Source organism: Streptomyces sp. NPDC021562 (assembly GCF_040640875.1).
In the GTDB taxonomy this organism is placed as follows: Bacteria; Actinomycetota; Actinomycetes; order Streptomycetales; family Streptomycetaceae; genus Streptomyces.
The window spans coordinates 1-16,269 of the sequence record NZ_JBFACN010000025.1 but is presented as its reverse complement, the minus strand read 5'-3'; the positions used below and the strand labels follow the sequence as shown (position 1 = coordinate 16,269).

14 protein-coding genes are annotated in these 16,269 nt (G+C 70.7%); 6 read left to right on the top strand and 8 right to left on the bottom strand.

Translation table 11 applies throughout. The features are described from left to right. Positions 1-74: 74 nt before the first annotated feature. From AB0G52_RS31510 to AB0G52_RS31500, 3 genes are all read right to left on the bottom strand, one after another. Complete coding sequence (locus tag AB0G52_RS31510; protein WP_132893499.1) at positions 75-725, bottom strand: NADPH-dependent F420 reductase; 651 nt, start codon at positions 723-725, stop codon at positions 75-77. 35 nt (positions 726-760) lie between these two features. Further along, entirely contained in the window at positions 761-886 is a 126-nt protein-coding gene (locus AB0G52_RS31505; protein WP_361340971.1) for a hypothetical protein, read from the bottom strand. 85 nt (positions 887-971) lie between these two features. Next, positions 972-1,751 carry an MBL fold metallo-hydrolase gene (locus tag AB0G52_RS31500; RefSeq protein WP_132893497.1) on the bottom strand — a complete coding sequence of 260 codons (780 nt, stop codon included), beginning with the start codon at positions 1,749-1,751 and terminating at the stop codon, positions 972-974. Positions 1,752-1,877: 126 nt separating this feature from the next. Here AB0G52_RS31500 and AB0G52_RS31495 point away from each other — a divergent pair, with 126 nt between their 5' ends. Continuing rightward, a complete protein-coding gene (locus tag AB0G52_RS31495) occupies positions 1,878-2,783 on the top strand; it encodes an AraC family transcriptional regulator (RefSeq protein ID WP_361340968.1) in 906 nt (301 codons plus the stop codon). 234 nt (positions 2,784-3,017) lie between these two features. On the opposite strand, the gene AB0G52_RS31490 is transcribed toward AB0G52_RS31495, so the two are convergent. Continuing rightward, positions 3,018-3,395, bottom strand: coding sequence for a nuclear transport factor 2 family protein (locus AB0G52_RS31490; protein ID WP_132892169.1), 378 nt, complete (start codon positions 3,393-3,395; stop codon positions 3,018-3,020). A gap of 34 nt (positions 3,396-3,429) precedes the next feature. After that, positions 3,430-6,720 carry an AAA domain-containing protein gene (locus AB0G52_RS31485; protein WP_132892171.1) on the bottom strand — a complete coding sequence of 1,097 codons (3,291 nt, stop codon included), beginning with the start codon at positions 6,718-6,720 and terminating at the stop codon, positions 3,430-3,432. A gap of 236 nt (positions 6,721-6,956) precedes the next feature. Here AB0G52_RS31485 and AB0G52_RS31480 point away from each other — a divergent pair, with 236 nt between their 5' ends. The 4 genes from AB0G52_RS31480 to AB0G52_RS31465 all read left to right on the top strand — a co-directional run bounded on the left by AB0G52_RS31480 (position 6,957) and on the right by AB0G52_RS31465 (position 11,387). Next, positions 6,957-7,652, top strand: a complete 696-nt coding sequence (locus AB0G52_RS31480; RefSeq protein WP_132892173.1) for a TetR/AcrR family transcriptional regulator — start codon at positions 6,957-6,959, stop codon at positions 7,650-7,652. 206 nt (positions 7,653-7,858) lie between these two features. Further along, a complete protein-coding gene (locus AB0G52_RS31475) occupies positions 7,859-9,001 on the top strand; it encodes an NAD(P)/FAD-dependent oxidoreductase (protein ID WP_165939513.1) in 1,143 nt (380 codons plus the stop codon). Positions 9,002-9,106: 105 nt separating this feature from the next. Then, positions 9,107-9,598 carry an alpha/beta hydrolase gene (locus tag AB0G52_RS31470; protein WP_361340963.1) on the top strand — a complete coding sequence of 164 codons (492 nt, stop codon included), beginning with the start codon at positions 9,107-9,109 and terminating at the stop codon, positions 9,596-9,598. Positions 9,599-9,956: 358 nt separating this feature from the next. Further along, complete coding sequence (locus AB0G52_RS31465; RefSeq protein WP_132892177.1) at positions 9,957-11,387, top strand: non-reducing end alpha-L-arabinofuranosidase family hydrolase; 1,431 nt, start codon at positions 9,957-9,959, stop codon at positions 11,385-11,387. Positions 11,388-11,463: 76 nt separating this feature from the next. Here AB0G52_RS31465 and AB0G52_RS31460 read toward each other — a convergent pair whose 3' ends face one another. After that, positions 11,464-12,120, bottom strand: a complete 657-nt coding sequence (locus tag AB0G52_RS31460) for an endonuclease (protein WP_361340960.1) — start codon at positions 12,118-12,120, stop codon at positions 11,464-11,466. Positions 12,121-12,322: 202 nt separating this feature from the next. Further along, positions 12,323-13,264, bottom strand: coding sequence for a chlorophyllase (locus AB0G52_RS31455; protein WP_361340957.1), 942 nt, complete (start codon positions 13,262-13,264; stop codon positions 12,323-12,325). A 251-nt stretch (positions 13,265-13,515) separates the two neighbouring features. Between AB0G52_RS31455 and AB0G52_RS31450 the strand changes: the two genes are divergently transcribed. Continuing rightward, positions 13,516-14,106 carry a TetR/AcrR family transcriptional regulator gene (locus AB0G52_RS31450; RefSeq protein ID WP_132892180.1) on the top strand — a complete coding sequence of 197 codons (591 nt, stop codon included), beginning with the start codon at positions 13,516-13,518 and terminating at the stop codon, positions 14,104-14,106. A gap of 84 nt (positions 14,107-14,190) precedes the next feature. Here the strand turns inward: AB0G52_RS31450 and AB0G52_RS31445 are convergent. Beyond that, positions 14,191-16,269, bottom strand: a 2,079-nt coding sequence (locus AB0G52_RS31445) for a lectin (RefSeq protein ID WP_361340954.1), incomplete at its 5' end; no start/stop codon positions are given.

Here is a 16,269-nt window from a genome sequence, read left to right as displayed (position 1 = left end):
GTGTGGGCCGGGGCCACTGCCGGTCCGTGGGGAGGGGGCGGGCCCGACAGTGTGGGTGGGGGTGGTGGAGGGGTTCAGGGGGCGACGATCTTGATCGTGCTGGCCCAGCCGTGGCCGCCTTCGCGGATCTGGAGCGCCATGTGGAGCAGTTGGAAGCCCTCCAGCTGGCGGGCGTGCTTCAGCGCGCCGACGTCGACCGGGTTCAGTCCGCCGGAGGTGACCAGGTCGGCGACTTCCTTGCGGGCGGCCTGGTCGTCACCGGCGACGAAGACGTCCAGCGGGGTTCCGCCCACCTGACCGGAGACCAGGGTGGTGGCGAACGTCGTGTTGAACGCCTTGACCACCCGCACCTGTGGTCCCGCGGCCTCGGCGATCTGCTCGGCGGCCGAGGTGCCGTGCGGGACGACCAGCGCGTCGAGCGAGGCGTCGACGGGGTTGCTGATGTCGATCAGCACTTTGCCGCCGAGGCGTGGCCCGTAGGAGGCGGCGAGCTGCCTGGCCGCGTCGAAGGGCACCGCGAGGACCACGATGTCCGCCTGGTCCACGGCCGACTCGTCGGCGGCGCCCACCTGCCCGGCGCCGTGTGCCTGTTCGCGTAGTTCGTCGACGAGTCGTACGGCCTTGCCGGGATCCTTGGCGGTGATGGTGACCGTGTGGCCACCGGCCAGGGCCCTGGTGGCGATGGAGCGGGCCATGTTCCCGGCGCCGATGATGGTGATCTTCATGGGGGGTCCCTTCTCCGTGCTGGGGTGCCGTGCCGCTACCGGGCGTGCACGCGCAGGACGTCGAACGGCGTCGTCGGGTCGGTGATCTGGAACCGGAAGTCGACGATCAGAGGGTGCGGGCCGTCGTCCTTGGCGGCTGGCCGCTGCGACGGCCGTGTCACGGGAGCCACGCAGACGTACCGGGGGACAATGGCGAATCTCTCGGGACGAGCGTGTGCCGGCAGGCAGGCGAGGAACGAACGGCAATCAGCCGGCGGTGGGAAAGAGCGACCGGTTGGCGATGTCGATGATGAAGGGGCCGACGTGGCCCGGGTACTTGTCGACGATCGCCTTCTTGTACGCGTCGCCGTCGTCGCCGAGCAGTTCGCGGGCGTCGGCCAGGTAGCGGCGGATGTCCTCGTAGACCTCGGGTCCGGTGGGAGTGCCGTGACCGGCCAGGATCGTGTCGTAGCCGGACTCGGAGCTCAGCGCGTCCACGAGCTGCTGCCAGCCGGTGATGTCGTTGTTGCCCAGGTAGAGGTGGACGTCGTGGTAGACGAGGTCCTGGGCGATCAGCACGCCCTGCTCCGGCAGCTTGATCAAGAGTTCGTCGGCCGCCTCGCCGCCGGAGACGGCCTCGAACACGAAGGTGACGCCGTCGATGACCTCGGTGCCCGGGACGAGGACCACGTCCGGGGTGAAGTCGGTGAGGGGGATGACCTGTCCGGTCGGCAGCCGGCTGTCGCCGCGGGCGATGATCTGCTCGCTCACCCGAGCCAGCGCGTGGACGGGGACGCCGAAACGGGCGGCGCCGTTGTAGTGGTCCGGGTGGGCGTGGGTGACGATGAGGCGGTCGATCGGCTTGCCGAGTCCCTTGGCGTAGGCGACGGCCTCGTCTGCGTAGGCGGGAAGCAGCTGGGCGTCGATCGCGATGATCCGGGCCGGGGTCTCGATCAGCTGGGTGGTGGTGTGAAAGGTGTCGGCGGGAGACATGTAGCTGTGGATGCGGACCGTGCCCTTGTCCAGGACGGTGACCGAGCCGTTCATAGGGGCTCCTTGCGGTGGAGGCGGCCCTGTGCCGCCTCGATGTCCTCCACTGTTGTCCCATCGCCGCAGGCAGGCGAGATACGCTGAAGACTCGGCATGGTAAATCGAGGACATCTGGAGATGGTGATGCCTCCTGCGGATCTCGGAGACGGTGAACCCGCTTCGGAAGGTGCCATCCTCCGGCTCGGCTTCCGTCCCCCCGACGACCGGGTTCCCGGGTTCGAGATCATCGATCTCGCCACGCTGCACGAGCGGCGCCGACGCCGGGGGCGGCGGCCCGATCTGGTGCACCGCGTGGACTTCCACACCCTCACGCTGATCACGGAGGGCAGCGGGGATCACGCGGTCGACTTCGTGACCCACCCCTGCCGCCCCGGCACCCTGTTGTGGGTCCGGCCGGGGCAGGTGCAGCGTTTCGTCCGGCCCGGCACGGCGAACGGCGCCCACCTCCTCTTCACGCCGGCCTTCCCGCCGCACGCCAGCAGCGCCGACCGGCTGGTGACGGAGTGGTACGGACCGGCCTGTCGGCACCTTGGAGCCAGCCCCGAGTACGCCGTACTGTCGACCCTGTTCGGTCAGATGCGGGCCGAGTACGACCGTCCCGCGCAGACCGTGTCGGCGGAGATCCTCCAGTTTCTGCTGGCGACCGTGCTGCTGCAGATCGACCGCCTGCCCCACACGGAGGGCGGTGGCGACCCGCACGCGGGCGGCGAGGTCTACCGCCGCTTCCGCGCCGAGCTGGAGCGCGGTTACACCACCACCCGCCGCGCCGCCGACTACGGCCACCGACTGGGGTACACCGTCAAGACACTGACGCGTGCCTGCCTGGCCGCCACCGGACAGCCCGTGAAGCATGTCATCGACGCCCGGGTGACCTTGGAGGCCCAACGGCTGCTCGCCCACACCGACGAACCGGTGGCGACGGTCGCGCGACGTCTCGGCTTCGTCGAACCCACCAACTTCGGCAAGTTCTTCACCCGTCACAGCGGCATGACTCCGGGTGCGTTCCGCCAGGCCCATCAGGGCGCATAGGCATCTGACCGCTCACGGAAACACAATGTGGCGGTCATGCGCAGTTCCTCTTTCCGTCCGGTTCCGGTCAAGGCGAAACCCTCGCATTCGGGGGCGGCGCGCTGCGCTCGCGCAGCCGGGAAATAGGCTGCTGAGCAGCCGCGGTGGAACCAGATCGCGTGGAGATCGTCATGCGGGTCGAAGAGTCGGTGGCCATGCACGTCCCGCAGCGGGAAGGGCGGACCCAAGGGCGGATCAGGAGGCGTGCGGTTCGATGTCCCCTGCGAAGACGATGACCTGGTCGATGAGGCTCCGCCGCAGGTGGACGACGTCCGTGCCCGCCAGGCAGGGGCCGCCGTCCGGCGTGGTGAAGACCCACTGGTATCGGGCCCACTCGTCAGGCATGTCCACCGCCGAGCAGCGCACCATCGTGCCGGTCCCCGCCGGGTGGCGCCGGATGTCCAGCACGAACCGCTCGACCGCCGCGATTCCTTCGCTGCGACCCAACGGCCCCCAGAAGACCACGTCCGAGGTCAGGGCCTGGGAGAGCAGGGCAGTCACATAGGTGTCGTCCGAGGCGTTGAAGGCGGAGATGAACGTGTCGATCGCGGAGCGTGCCGTCTCTTCCTGCATGCCCCAGTAATACCAGCGGTCGGGTGCACGGTTCTCAACGTCGGCCCTGGCCCAACCGAATATCCGTGTTCCAGGCGTTGCTCCGGCCGTTCGGTCCGGTTTTGCAGGCCGTGTCGTAGCAGCGCCAGAACCACGTGCCGTTCGTGCGGCGGCGCAGTTCGATGCTCGTGCCACCGCAGCGAGCGCATGTCGGTGGGCGGGCGAACAGCTCGGCATGCTCGTGCTCCAGCAGCTTGCGCGCGAAGTGGCCGCCTCGCATCGTCACCATGATCTCGCGGGTCCATGACTGGGACAGGCTGTTGAGGCTGCCCATCATCACCGTCTGCTCGTCGATCACCGCGATCTTCTGGTGCATGACGTTGACGGGGATGACGGTGTGGACGACGGCTCGGAGGTCGGCGACGAGGCTCTGGTTCTCAGGTCGCGCCTGGAGCTGGTCCGTGTCGTCCCGGACGAAGACGGTTACGCGCACGCCCCGCCCCGCCGCCTCGCGCAGCAGCGGCAGGATGCCGCGTACCCGGCGCGCGACCCACGGGGCCCACAGCCAGATGGAGGCGCGGGCCTTGTTGATCTCCTCCTCGAAGGTGCTGAAGAAGGTCAGTTCGTCGTCGAGGCCGGTGACTTCGACGTGCCGGGCCAGGACGTCGGCGAGCGCGGCCCCGAAACCGCCGAGATCCCGCCCTGAGTCCTGCGGCGGCGTGATCAGGTGACTCGCCCTCAGCCGTCGCACGCCGGGCGTGCCGACCAGCGCGGCCAGATGAGTGAAGGCCCTGCCGTTCCGCGCGGCCCGCATCCGTTCCCAGCTGCCGAGCACGTACAGACGCGTCTGGACGCGGGTGGCGGCCACGTTGAACAGACGTACTCCGTTCCGTGCCCAGTCCGAAGCGTCCGGTTCCCGGTGCGCCAGGGACATCCACAGTTCGCGTCCGTCGGATCCCTCGACCGTGTCGAAGACGACGACGGGGAACTCGCGGCCCTGGAAGCGGTGCGCCGTGCCCACTTCGGCCAGCGGTCCGCCACCGCTCTCCACGTCCCGCAGAGCCTCAAGGGTCGCGTCCGCCTGGATACCGTACGGCGTGACGATGCCCGTCTCCTCGCCCTTGCCGCGGTGGTAGTCCACGAGAGCTCTGGCGATCAGTGTCCCGGCCGGCCACCAGCCGCTCCTGCGGCCGGTGAGGTGCGGCCTTGCCAGCTCGTGCAGTCCGTCGGTGTCGACGACCACGATCTCCGGATCGTCGGCCGGTCTTGGCGCCACGGTCTGCTTGCCACCCCGCAGCAGTCCGCCGTAGGCGAGCGAGTTGGCCAGCCGCATGACGGCCGGGCCGAAGCGGTGCTGCTCGCTCAGGGTGACGCACGCCGCGTGCCGGTGGGCGTCCGCCGGTTCCCGGATGCCGCAGTGCTCGAAGACGTCCGGGAGCAGCCAGCGCTTGACATCCGGGCGGTCGAGATCTTTCAGCTGCTCCTCGACGACCGGCCCGAGCTGCATGAAGTCGCCGAGCAGCACAGCCGTCCGGGAAGCCTTCGCCGTCGCGAGGATCACTTCGGGCAGCGTCGCCGCCCCCGCCTCGTCGACCAGGACGACGTCGTAAGGGCCCTCGAAGACCGCCTTGTTGGTCCTGAACCTGGCGAGTGTGGTCGCGACCAGCTTCGCCCTCTTGATGATCTCGCCCTGGGCGTTGCGGGCGAGGCGTTCGTACTCTTCCTGAACCTGCTGGAACTGTCCCTCCAGTGCCGGCCGGCGGGAGGCGTCGGCCGTCACCTGGGGTCGGAGTCGCTCGGCGCGGGCATGGCGGGTGGGCCAGCCCTGCCGGTCGGCGAGTCCGGTGAGTTCCGCCGCGTCGAGAGCGTGCACGACGGCCTTCTCCAGCCGGGTGACGTCGTCACGGCTCGACGCAAGGGTGGCGAGGGCCGCCCTGCGGGCCGACTGCGCCGAAGCGAGCGTCCCCTCCACAGCGGCGATCCGCTCGCGGGTGTGGGGGATGCCGGCGGCCAGCCGGGCCCGTTCACCTTCCAGCGCGGCGGCATGTGCTTCGGCCGTGGTGCGCGCGGCCCGGGCGGTCCGGTGGGCCTGCTCGGCGGCCTCCTGCAGTGCGGTCATCTGGTCGCGGAGTGCCTGCCGTCTCTCCCGAGCCCGCCACTTGGCCATGGACCGCCGGCTGTCGAGCTGCCGCAACTCCTCGTCCACGTCGTGCAGTTGTTCCTCGGCCAGGAGCGCCGCGGCTTCCTTCCGCTCCGCCGCTGCGAGGATCCGCGCCTGCTCGTCGCGCAGCCGGTCGACCTCCGACCACTGACGACGGGACTCCGCGGCTTCGTCCCGGTGCCGCTGTGCCGCCGACACAGCCCTCTCGGCCGCTGCCAGCGCCGCCTCGGCCTCCTCCAGCGAGGACGCGGCGCTCTCCGCGCGTTCCCGCACGGACTGGGGGTCCTGGCCGGGCGTACGCAACAGCTTCAGCGCGTCGAAGTACGCGGTCGGATCGAAACGGACGAGGGAGGCGTCCAGCGCGGCCAGTTCCTTCGCGCGGTTCCGCATGTCCACCAGCGCGGCCTCGAGGACACGCCTGCGCTCCGCCGTCCGGGTCAGCCGCTCGCGGACCATGAGCGGCAGAGACACCGTGGGATCGTCCGCCACTTCCCGAAGCTGGGGCGGGCCGACACGGACGATGTCACCGGATCCGTGCCGGTTCTCCCTCACCACGCCCAACAGGGCATTGTCCACGGCGATGTTGGTGGCGGACACCAACAGCACGCGGTCGCCCCGTGCGATCAGGTCACCGATCGCCCGCTTCAGCACGGTCGTCTTGCCGGTGCCCGGCGGACCCCACACCAGGTGCACGCCCTGGCCCAGGCACGCACGGTACGCGCGTCCCTGCGCGGGGTGGAATCCCGGAGGGTCCGGGTCGGGCGAGGAGGTACCGCCGATCGATCCTGCGGCCAGGGCGTTCGCCAGCGGGCTCTCGCCCAGTCCGGCGATTCCGTCGCGCAGTGCCTCCACGAGGAAGGTCGGCGGTTGCCTCAGCAGCCACAGATACGCATCCGGAAGATCCGCGAACTCGGCGACTTTCAGCGTGAGCAGGGAGCCGTTCTGCACCGTCTCCGAGACGGCGAACCCCTGCGTCTCGATGTTGTCCGAATCCGGGCCGGCCAGTCGCAGGGCGTCCAGCTGATCCGGCCCGATGTCCGAACCGCGCAGGTCCACTGCGTACCAGCCGACTTCTTTGGTGCGGACCGCGCGCCCCACCCGTTGCCAGCGCGGCTGTCTCCCCGAGCCGCCCGTGACCCTGATCAACTCGCCCAGAGCCGTCGCGATCTCCTCGCGCCACCCCACCCGCGTCGCCCCCGATCCGCGCCTTCGCGGGATCCGACGCGTGCACGCGGCCGGATCCCGCGGGGACCCTACCCGTTGCGTACCTGGGGCGATTCCGGGACGGCCCTGTCCTACGGCGACTTTCGGCCTGCCGTGCGACCGGGGTCCCGTGGGGCGGCGACCCTCATGCCGGACGCGCGCATCCCGGGCCGCGCCTCGTCCAGCGGCTCGTCGAACATGTTCGTTACGATCGGGCGATGACTGCGAGAAGAGAGCCGATCAGCCGCCGTGAGCGCCCGGCGAAGCCCGCTCTGTCCCGGCGCTGGATCGTGGACACCGCCGTGCGGATCATGAGGGCGGAGGGGCTGGGGAAGGTCACGATGCGCCGCCTGGCGCAGGAGCTGGACACCGGCCCCGCGTCACTGTACGTGTACGTCGCCAACACCGCGGAACTTCACGCGGCCGTCCTGGACGCCCTGCTCGGCGAGGTCGATCTGACCGGACGGGACGGCGGTGGGGACTGGCGCGAGCAGCTCCGTGCCGTCATGACGTCGTACACCCAGGTGCTGTTCGAGCACCCGCAGCTCGCGCGGGCCGCGCTCGTCGCCCGCCCGAGCGGCGAGAACTACCTGCGTCTGGTGGAGCGCATCCTCGACCTCCTCGCGCAGAGCGGCGCAGGCCGCGAGCAGGTCGCCTGGGGGGTGGACAAACTGCTCCAGGACGCGACGGCCACCGCCGCCGAGCACTCGACGCGCGAGCACGACCCCGCCTCCGAGGACGACTGGAACGCCGCCGTGCGTGCACTGCACGCCGTGGACGCCACCACGCACCCGGCGATCACCGCGCACCTGCCCGCCCTGATCGGTGGCTCGGTGTCGGACAGGATCCGCTGGAGCTTCGACGTCCTCGTCAACGGCATCACGCTCACACCTGTGCCGGGCGCGGTGGACTGAGCCCGGGGCCGGGCGGCCCGCCCTGGTGGCCGCCCTCTGCGCAGTGACGAACTTGTTCGCAACGAACATGTTCGGTACGTTGAAGGGGCGGCCGAGGCATCCCTTGCCGCCTCGTCGTGCACGCCGCCCTGCGACAGGGGGCTTGCGGCGTCGGCGGCGATGGCTCGGCGCACGTGAGGTGTTTCCCCTACTGCTTCGGAGGCCCCGTGAACACCCCCCATTTCCCGATAGCGATCATCGGCGCGGGTCTTGGTGGCCTGACCGCCGCCCGCGTCCTGCACGTCAACGGCATCGAGTCGGCGATCTTCGAGTGGGAGGCGTCGGCGGCGGCCCGTACGCAGGGCGGGATGCTCGACATCCACGAGGCCGACGGGCAGAAGGCCCTGCGCGCCGCCGGCCTGCACGACGACTTCCTCAAGATCGTTCACGAGGGCGGTCAGGCCCTGCGCCTGCTCGGCCCCGACGGCACCGTGCACGTGGCCGAGGAGGACGACGGCACCGGCGGCCGGCCCGAGGTGGACCGCGGCGACCTGCGGGACCTGCTGTTGGGCTCCCTGCCCGACGGCACGATCCACTGGGGCCACAAGGTCACCGGGGCCCGGCCGCTGGGCGACGGGCGTCACGAGATGACGTTCGCCGACGGCTCGGCCGTCACCACCGATCTCCTGATCGGCGCGGACGGCGCCTGGTCCCGGATCCGGCCACTGGTCTCCAGCGCGTGGCCCGCCTACACCGGCATCTCCTTCGTCGAGACCGACCTGTACGACGCCGACACCCGCCACCCGCGCAGCGCCGCGGTCGTCGGCGGCGGGTTCTTCATCGCCCTGGGCCACGAACGCGGGGTCCTCGCGCACCGGGAGAGCGACGGCAGTCTCCACGTCTACGCGGCGCTCAAGGCCGACGAAGGCTGGCTGGACACGGTCGACTTCACCGACCAGGCCACCGCCAAGGCCGCGGTCCTCGCCCACTTCGAGGATTGGGACGAGGGTCTGCGCGCCCTGGTCGCCGACGCGGACTCGGTCACCCCGCGCCGGATCCACGCCCTGCCCGTGGGGCATCGCTGGGACCGCGCCCCGGGTGTGACGCTGCTCGGTGACGCCGCCCACCTGATGTCCCCCTTCGCGGGGGAGGGCGCCAACCTCGCCATGCTCGACGGTGCCGAACTCGCCCTGGCCGTCGCCGCCCACCCCGGCGACACCGAGGCCGCCCTGGCCGCGTACGAGGAGGCCCTCTTCCCGCGCGGCGAGGCCTCCGCCGCCGAGTCCGCCGCCAGCCTGGACACGATGTTCAGCGAGAAGGGCCTGGAGCAGATGGCAGCCTTCTTCACCTCCGGCCCGGCAGCCCGGTGAGACCCGCGTCCTCAGACTCCCCGCAGGCCGGTCCTCGTCCTGCACGGCCGCCCCGGCCCGGCCGGCATCTCGCCACTGATCGACCACCTCGCACCGGACCACAAGGTGGTCGCGCCCACACACGCGGGCTGGGACGGCACCGTCCGGCCTGACGATCTGGACTGCGTGCCCGCACTCGCCGCTGCCTACCTTGACGTGATCGGCGCGTCTTTCGGCGGTTGGGTCGCCACCCAGACCGCCCTGGACGACCGCGAAGGCCGGATCTCCCGGCTCGTCCTCATGGACGCCATCGGCCCCGTCATCACCGGCCGACAGATCACCGTGCCCGCCGGGTCACCGGCTGCGGCGGCCGCAGGACCGGCGCCGCAGGGCGGACCGTCCGCGCAGTCGATGGCCGACATGCGCACCTACGCCGGCCCGACCACGGCAGGCGCCGGCATGCTGCCCCGCTTTTCCATTGCCACCTGCCCGGTCCTGGTGATCTGGGGCGCCGACGATGCAGTCGTCACCCCCGACTTCGGCCGCGCCTACGCCGCGGCGTTCCCTCTGCCCTCTGTCTCCCCCTCCACGAGCCGGCACCGGCACTGCCCCTCGTAGGTGAGCGCCCATGGGACTCACCAGGCGCGGTCGCACACCGACCGCTTCTGCCGGTGACCTTGTAGGCGCTCCTGACCGGGGGGCGGGGCGGAGGCAGGGTGGCGAAACTTTCGGGGGTTCGGTAAGGGCGGCACGAGGTGCTGTTCCTGGGGCAGGTTTGTGTGTCGGTGGCGGGTCGGACTCTGGCAGCGCGAAAGATTCGGTGTTGATGGCGATACATGCGAGAGGTATTGACGCCGCTCAGGCGTTCCCTATGATCCAGGTTGCTCGGCCCCTCGATCCTTGTTCGACATAGCGAATGCATCGGGTCTGTGACATGTCATGGACCTGCCAACGATCGAATGTGAGGAAGCATCCCATGCACCGAGGAAGGTTCGGCCGAAGGCGTCCGTCAGCGGCGCTCGCCGCGCTGGTCGCGACCCTGGCCGCGATGGCGGCGATGCTTGTCGCCGTCCCGGCTCAGGCGGCTTCCAGCGGCGCCCTGACCGGTGTCGGGTCCGGTCGGTGTCTCGACGTGCCGGGCGCCGCCCAGACCGACGGCACGTATCTGCAGCTCTACGACTGCTGGGGCGGGACCAACCAGCAGTGGACGTTGACGGACGGCAACCAGCTCACCGTGTACGGCAACAAGTGCCTGGATGTCCCGGGCCACGCCACCGCGGCCGGTACCCGGGTGCAGATCTGGACCTGCTCCGGGGGCGCCAACCAGCAGTGGCGGGTGAACTCGGACGGCACGGTCGTCGGCGTGGAGTCCGGGCTGTGCCTGGAGGCCGCGGGGGCCGGAACGGCCAACGGCACCGCGGTGCAGATCTGGACGTGCAACGGCGGCAGCAACCAGAAGTGGACCGGTTTGTCGGGGACGACCCCGCCGGGAGGAGGCGGCGGCACGTGTGCTCTGCCGTCCACGTACCGGTGGACGTCGACGGGTGCGTTGGCGCAGCCGGCGAACGGGTGGGTCTCGCTGAAGGACTTCACCAACGTGACGTACAACGGCAAGCACCTGGTCTACGCGTCGAACGTGTCGGGATCGTCGTACGGCTCGATGATGTTCAAGCCCTTCACGAACTGGTCGGACATGGCGTCGGCCGGGCAGAGCGGGATGAGCCAGTCCGCGGTGGCGCCCACGCTGTTCTACTTCGCCCCCAAGAACATCTGGGTCCTGGCGTCCCAGTGGGGCGCGTCGCCCTTCGTCTACCGCACGTCGAGCGACCCCACCAACCCGAACGGCTGGTCCGCGCCGCAACCGCTGTTCACCGGCAGTGTCTCCGGCTCCGCCCCGATCGACCAGACCCTGATCGCCGACGGCCAGAACATGTACCTGTTCTTCGCCGGTGACAACGGCAAGATCTACCGGGCGAGCATGCCGATCGGGAACTTCCCGGGCAACTTCGGCTCGTCGTACACCACGGTCATGAGCGACACGGTGAAGAACCTGTTCGAGGCGCCGCAGGTGTACAAGGTCCAGGGCCAGAACCAGTACCTCATGATCGTCGAGGCGCGCGGTGCCAACGAGCAGCGTTACTTCCGCTCCTTCACGGCCTCCAGCCTGAGCGGTTCGTGGACCCCCCAGGCCGCCACCGAGAGCAATCCCTTCGCGGGCAAGGCCAACAGCGGTGCCACCTGGACCGACGACATCAGCCACGGTGACCTGGTCCGCAACAACCCCGACCAGACCATGACCATCGACCCCTGCAACCTGCAGTTGCTCTACCAGGGCAAGTCCCCCTCCGCGAGCGGCCCGTACGACCAGCTGCCGTGGCGGCCGGGCGTGCTCACCCTGCAGCGCTGAACCGGCCTGAGCCACCCGTCGACGGCCGGTCCCGCTCCGATCGGGCCGGCCGCCGACCACCCCCTCGCGCGGTCGGTCACGTGCCGGCGCGCGCGGTGACGTCGTCCGCGACCTGCTTGTCGAGCGCGGACCGCACCAGTCCCGCCGCGAGCGCCGGGTACTCGCTCTCCTCCACCAGGCGGGCGATGGCGCTCGGGGATGTCGGGAGCCCGAGCCGTTCGGCGCCCTGGAGGGCCTTGGCGTCGAAGTACGGTGCGGCCTCCGGCCACACGCCCTGGACCTCTCGCAGGAAGATATCCGCCCCGGCGGGCCCGATGCCGGGGAGCTCGCGCAGCAGGCGCTTGCACTCCTCCACGTCACCGTCGGCGGCCTCGCGGAGTTTGCGCAGGTCGCCGCCGTACCGTTCCAGCAGCAGGTCGGCGGCCTCGCCGAGCTGGGTGGCGGTGCGTTCGTCGTACCGGCGGTAGTGGCCCTTGCCGAGGGCGTCGACACGCTGTTGCCAGGTGGCTTCGCTCATGCGCTTGGGGGTGCGCATCCCGTCCTCGAACAGGGCGCGCGCCGCGTCCGTGGCCACGGACGCCCTGATCCGTGCGCTGAGCAGGTGGGCGAGCACCAGCAACTGGTAGAGCGGCTGCGGTGTGTCGCGCAGTTCCACGCCGGCTTCTCGGGCGTACGTCTGTCCGTGATCGGCGAGCAGGGCGTCGGCCCTGGCCCGTTCCATCGCGGTCGGCATGATCGCATCACTCCTTGTCCGCGGCCCGTCGTCTTCCTCGGGCGCTCAAGCCGGCGCCTGGCTGCGTCGCGAGGTCGGGGAGCGAGACCGCCTGCCCGGTCACGACCGGCCATCCGCCGGGTGCCCGTCGAGTCACCGGGAAAACGACGACGCCCCCCGCGCGGCCCCCCTCTCGTGGCAGTGCCGCTCGCCTTCGGCCGCGTCACTTGCTCTGCAGCGTCCCGAGCGGATCGGGGTCCGCCTCCAGGGCGGCGGTCGCCGTCTTCCATGCGGTGGTCTCGCCGTACAGGGCGCTGCGCAGGTAGGCCGTGGTGAGCTGCTGGATCAGGGCGACGCGGGCGGGGTTCGCGTCGGTGGTCTCGGCGGCCTCGTGTCCGGAAATGCCGCCGAGGGAGTGCTCGGCGCCGAAGAGGGTGAGCAGGCTCTTGTCGCCCGGGCTGTAGGTGTAGGGGTCCGTGAACCAGTCCGGGCCACGGGTGGACAGGTGGGACTGGTCGTGGTCCCCGGCGACGATGAGGGCCGGTGTGGTCATGGTGTCGAAGGACGGCCTCATGAAGGGGAAGTTCTCGGCGGCGAACGGGACGAGGTCGTCGCCGAGGCCGGGCAGGGCGAGCAGCACACCCGCCTCGACGCGGGGGTCGGACATGTCCTCGCCCGGCTTGCCGTCGGAGCCGAGGACGCGCGCGCCCAGCAGTGTGCTCGCCGACTGGGCGCCCCAGGAGTGCCCGGCCACGGCGACGCGGTCATGGTCCAGGCGCCCGGCGAGGCCCGGTACGGCGGCTGCAAGGACGTCGAGTTCGTCGAGCACGCGGGTGAGGTCCTGGACGCGGATGCGCCAGATCCGCGGCGTACGGGGGTCCTCGGCGGGGATGTCCAGGGTGCGGGAGTCGAGGTGGGTGGGCTGGACGACCACGAAGCCGTGGGCGGCCCAGTGGTCGGTCAGGGGGGCGTAGGCGTCCATCGACTGGCCGAAGCCGTGCGAGAAGACGACGACAGGCAGGCCGGTGCCGGTCGCGGGGGCCGACACGCGCACCTGGAGGTCGTCACCGCGCTCGGGGGCGGACAGGACGACCGGCCGCGCGGATATCACGGTGGCGGGCGTGTCCGTGCTCTGGTGGGCGTTCGCGGTGCTGGATGCGGACATGGGTGTGCCTTCCGTTCGGTGCGTGCGCACTCTCGGGTTCGGTGGGCCCCCGGCGGGCGACGGCGCCACGCCGGGTGGCGGTGGAGGGTGTTGGAGGGTGTTGCGGACAGCGTGTTGCGGACAGCGTGTTGCGGACAGCGGTTGGCCGCCCGACCGGCGGTCTGCCATCATGAAGCAAACGGAACGTTGTTCCGCCTACGATACGGAACGCCGATCCGTTTTGCAAGATCGGCCATGGAAGGAGTGCTGCGGTGAACGACGGCGGCCGGCGACCGGGAAGCTCAGCCAGGTCCACTCGCAAGGACGCCCGGCGCAACCAGCAGGCGCTGCTGGACGCGGCCGCGGCGGTCTTCGTGACCTCGGGAGTGGAGGCGCCGGTGCGGGACATCGCGGCGGAGGCCGGGGTCGGGGTGGCCACGATCTACCGCCATTTCCCCACCCGGGCGGACCTCGTCGTCGCCGTCTACCGCCACCAGATCGACGCCTGCGTCGAAGCAGGCCCCGCCCTGCTGGCGGCCGGCCCCACTCCCTATCACGCCCTGGAGCGGTGGGTCGGCCTCTTCGTCGACTTCCTCGTCACCAAGCACGGTCTCGCGGCCGCGATGCAGGGCGACAGCGCCGGTTTCGAGGCGCTCCACGCCCAGTTCCTCGACCGCCTCCTGCCGGTGTGCGCCGAGCTCCTCGAGGCCGCCGCCGCCTCCGGCGAGATCCGCTCCGGCTTCGACGCCTACCACCTCATGCGCGGCATCGGAAACCTCTGCGCCGGCGCCGAGCACGACCCCCGCTACGACGCGCGCCGAGTGGTCGAGACCCTCGTCGCCGGACTACGGCAACCGAACTGACCGGCCCGCCGGACCCGGCCGGGCGAGCAGCGGCCCCCGCTGCTCGCCCCCGCTAACTCGCCTTCGGTGCTTCTCCGCCGTGGGTCAGCCGGCCGACGGAATCGTCCAGCGCTGGCCGACGGCGTCCGTGCAGGCGGCGAGGGTCAGTTGGGTCCTGTCGGTGGCGCCGTTGCTCGCGTCGGTGAGGCAGAGACCGGAGGCCGGGTTGACGATCTCGCCGGACGCGTCCGCCCGCCACTGCTCGGCCTGGGTGCCGTTGCAGGTGTGCAGCTGGACCTTGGTGCCGGAGGTGGTCGCGCCGCCTGTCACGTCCATGCAGTCGTCGAGCACCTGGAGGGTGCCGTCCGGGACGGCCTTCCAGGTCTGCGCGGTGGTGCCGTTGCAGGTGTAGAGCTGGACGGCGGTGCCGTTCGAGGTGCCCGAGCCGGCGTCGTCGGCACACTTGCCGGTGGCGGTCTCGGTGAGCGGGCCGCTGGGCTGTGCCACTCCGGTGCCGGGGGTGCCGCCGTAGGACGGCGGAGCAGCGGAAGGGGCGGCCGCCCACGAGGTGTTGGGCGACGAGGAGAGGGTGAAGTCCAGCTCCGTTGCGCCGCTGAGGTACGAGGCCGGTACGTACGCCTTGTCCCAGGGGCCGCCGTCGAGGCTCAGCGACTGGACGTAGGGCGCACCGTCGGCCGCCGCCGGCGCGTCGACGGTGAGCGTGCCCCCGCCGGTCGTGACGACCGCCGAGGTGAACACCGGGCTGCCGATGGCCAGGTCCCCGGTGCCCGGGATCTCCGGGTAGAGGCCGAGGGCGGACCACACGTACCAGGCGCTCATCTCGCCGAGGTCGTCGTTGCCGGGCAGGCCGCCGGCGGTGTCCGTCCAGAGCTGGTCCTGGACGGCCCGTACGGTGGCCTGGGTCTTGTAGGGCTTGCCCACCCAGTCGTACTCCCAGGGCAGCCCGATGCTGGGCTCGTTGCCCATGTTCGACTGGGTGCCGATGACACTGCCCAGTCCCTGGTAGCCGCTGAGCACGCTGTCCAGGTACGACGCCAGGGACGCGGTCCCGCCCTCCAGGGACGCCAGCCGGGCGATGTTGAAGGGGATCATCGGCGTGTAGGTGAAGGCGTCGCCCTCGGCGAAGTCGTTGGACGAGGTGCCGGTGATCAGCTTGGCGTTGAAGCCGTCCATCCAGCGCCCGTTGGAGTGCCGGGGCTGGAGGTAGCCGGAGGACGGGTTGTAGATGTTCTGCCAGTCCTGCGCCCGGTCCTGGAACTTCTTCTGCGTGGCGGTGTCGCCCAGGGCGCCCGCGAACGCCGACAGCGCGAAGTCGTCGGTGTCGTACTCGAGTTGGGTGGACGTCGTGGCGTACTCGTGGCAGCAGCCGTAGAGCGAGTTGGTGGGTAGGTAGCCGAAGGAGTCGAGGTACGTCACGCCGGGCGTGACGTCGGTGTCCGTCGTCTGTTCCGCGACCATGGCGGACAGGGCCGTCGACGTGTCGAAGTCCCGTGCGCCGAAGGCGTAGTAGGCGGCGAGCAGCGGTACGGCGGAGTCGCCGACCATGATGTGGGTCTCGGCGGTCTCCATGCCCCACTTGGTGAGCGTGCCGCCCTGCCGGTAGTCGTCGACGACCGACTGTGCCATGTCCGAAGCGGCCGACGGGTCCAGCAGCGCGGTGAGTTGGGCCTGTGAGCGGTAGGTGTCCCAGGTGGAGAAGTCGGCGTACTTCGCCGCGTGGCCGCTGTCCACGGTGTGCACCGCGCCGTCGAAGCCCCGGTAGGAGCCGTCCGCGTCGCTGATGACGGCGGGGAAGAGCGAGGCGTGGTAGAGCGCGGTGTAGAAGACCTTCTGCTGGTCCGGGGTGCCGCCGGTGACGGCGATCTTCGACAGCTCGGCGCTCCACGCCGCCGCCGCGGCCGTTTTGACGGCCGCGAAGGTCTTCCCGGTCACCTCGGTGTCCCGGTTGGCCGCGGCCTCCGCCACCGAGGTGTAGGAGATGCCGACCCGGGCCTCCACCGTCCTGTTGCTCGTGGTGTCGAACGTCAGGTACTCGCCGCCGGTGAAGGTGCCCGTGGCGGTGAAGGGGTGGTCGAAGGTGATCGCGTAGTAGAGCGTGATCGGGGTGGTGTCCTCGCAGAAGCCGGTGCTGGTGATCGACCCGGTCACCGTGTCGCCGCCGGA